Here is a 2,465-nt window from a genome sequence, read left to right as displayed (position 1 = left end):
GTGGGGTGTGGGGTGTGGGGTGTGGGGTGTGGGGTGTGGGGTGTGGGGTGTGGGGTGTGGGGTGTAGGGTGTAGGGTGTAGGGTGTGGGGTGTGGGGTGTGGGGTGTGGGGAGAATAAATAAAAATAGTCTCGGAGTCTCCTAAATACTGACTCCTAACCCAATAGTAGATGTGGGATTTTTGCAGGAGTTCTATTTTCTGACAAATATAAGCAAAAGTTATTTATTGACTGCAAAAACTTGAGAATATTTAAATTAACATTCCGCAATATTTATAAATTCTTAAGAATTAATTGAGAAAGATTTTTATTTAACAACGATGTTATCATAGTTACAGCGATTTTACTGAATTTCATAATGGGTTATTCTATGCTTTTTTGGGCAGCAATGGTTGAAACCTTTGCCACACCTAGAAGGTAATCCCAATTAAGACGGTTAAATCAGTCAATTTCACCCACAACGATGATCTTTTTTTTGTGTAGTTTTATTGCAAAAAAAAAGTTTTTTTGACAAAAAGCACAAAGTATGATACTAACCCAAGTGATTCCTGGCTGCGAGTAATTATTGTAGAGGGGGAGAGGGGAGAAAAGCTGACGGTTTCAAGATAACTGATCACCGATCACTGAAACATCACCCATCTTAAGTAGGGAGGCACAATTATTTGTAGGATGGGTTAGTGGTAGCGTAACATAATCGGGCGTTGGGTTTCATGCTTCAACCCAACCTACGTTCGTCTCCCGTCTCGGAGTCTCGGAGTCTCGGAGTCTCGGAGTCTCGGAGTCTCGACTAGGAAATTAATTTTGCACGACTACTTAACATTTCCCCAGTATTCTCAAAATCGAATAGTATAGATTGAAATAACTCAATGTACGCAAACCTATGGATGGCAGCTTAATCCTGTTCAATATTCTCAATCCGCCGGTTTTGTTCTTTTTCTTGGGAATGCTGGCAGTATTTTTTAAATCCGACCTAGAGATTCCCCAACCACTGCCTAAACTCTTTTCTCTCTATCTTTTGATGGCGATTGGTTTCAAGGGAGGTTATGAACTAGCGGAAAGTGGCATCAATAACCAAATCGCTTTAACTTTGATTGCCTCTGTGGTTATGGCTTGCATCGTTCCCATTTACACTTTCTTTATCCTGAAAATTAAACTCGATAGTGCCAATGCAGCAGCGATCGCCGCAGCCTATGGTTCCATTAGTGCCGTTACTTTCATCACCGCCAGTTCTTTTTTAGAAAAACTTCATATTTCCTATGGCGGTCATATGGTAGCGGCCTTAGCTTTAATGGAATCGCCGGCGATTGTAGTGGGTTTAATCCTGGTGCGAGTCTTTAAAGAGAAAAATGGCGAAGAAGAAGCGTTTTCTTGGTCAAAGGTTCTACATGAAGCCTTTTTAAATGGTTCGGTATTTCTCTTAGTCGGTAGTGTTGTTGTTGGTATGCTCACGGGGGAAAAAGGCTGGGAAAAATTACAACCTTTCACTCAAGGGATTTTTTATGGTGCTTTAACTTTCTTTCTCCTGGATATGGGATTAGTGGCTGCGAAAAGAATCCGGGAATTAGGCAAAACTGGTTCTTTTCTCATCGGTTTCTCGGTATTCATTCCCGTCATCAATGCTATGGTGGGGATTCTCATCGCTAAGGTTCTCGGATTTGAACAGGGCAATGCTTTATTATTCGCTGTTTTGTGTGCCAGTGCCTCTTATATTGCTGTTCCTGCGGCCATGAGAATGACTGTTCCCGAAGCGAATCCTAGTTTATACATTTCTATGGCCTTGGCTTTAACTTTTCCTTTCAATATCATCATCGGTATTCCTCTGTACCTAGAGATGATTAAAATCATTGGCTGTGGAGTCTAAAAGGCCCGGCGGTTTTTAAATAATTCCTGTCAAAAGTTTTCTCTTTCACTTATCCTTTTTGTACCTAACTACCATGCTTGAATCCCCGCATCCTTCCCTACAAACTGTCAAAAAAGTGGACATAATTGTTAGTCATGCTTTTCTGGAAGAAACCTTAAGCGTTCTTGATGTTGTCGGAGTTTCCGGTTATACCGTCTTTGGCAGTACTTCGGGAAAAGGTGATCGAGGTTTATCCTGTGATGACTTGGATTGTGATTACAGTGGTAACTACATTATGACGGTTTGTAATAGTGACGAACAACTTGGTCGTCTGATCGATAAAATTCAGCCTTTTTTAAAAAAAGCCGGCGGAATTTTTGTGGTGACTACGGGCCAATGGCTAACTCATTAGACCTCTTGTAAAAATCAAAAATTGTCGTAGTTAATTAGGGGCTGCTGAAAAAGTTTTTCGTGGGGGCAGGGTGTGGTGGGGTGTGGGGTGTGGGGTGTGGGGTTTTACCCATTTTCAGGTGGTCAATTACCTAATTTTCAGGGAAAAAATCCCTAAATTTTCCCCCCAATCACTCCAATGGTAGGCACTTTTTCAGGGAAAAAAAGTCTAAAAGC

2 protein-coding genes are annotated in these 2,465 nt (G+C 41.5%); both read left to right on the top strand.

The annotated features are described in order from the left end of the window. Positions 1–878: 878 nt before the first annotated feature. Positions 879–1,859, top strand: coding sequence for a sodium-dependent bicarbonate transport family permease (locus tag PX482_RS00655; protein ID WP_002756655.1), 981 nt, complete (start codon positions 879–881; stop codon positions 1,857–1,859). 73 nt (positions 1,860–1,932) lie between these two features. Continuing rightward, positions 1,933–2,250 carry a P-II family nitrogen regulator gene (locus tag PX482_RS00650; protein WP_012268099.1) on the top strand — a complete coding sequence of 106 codons (318 nt, stop codon included), beginning with the start codon at positions 1,933–1,935 and terminating at the stop codon, positions 2,248–2,250. The last annotated feature ends 215 nt before the right edge of the window (positions 2,251–2,465 follow it).

It is taken from the genome of Microcystis sp. M53602_WE12 (assembly GCF_030065455.1).
Lineage (GTDB): Bacteria > Cyanobacteriota > Cyanobacteriia > Cyanobacteriales > Microcystaceae > Microcystis > Microcystis aeruginosa.
This window is presented reverse-complemented; position numbering and strand designations above follow the sequence as displayed.

Bases quoted from the DNA above. Each gene is read 5' to 3' on its own strand.
- PX482_RS00655 (WP_002756655.1), top strand. From the start codon at position 879: ATGGATGGCAGCTTAATCCTGTTCAATATTCTCAATCCGCCGGTTTTG.
- PX482_RS00650 (WP_012268099.1), top strand. From the start codon at position 1,933: ATGCTTGAATCCCCGCATCCTTCCCTACAAACTGTCAAAAAAGTGGAC.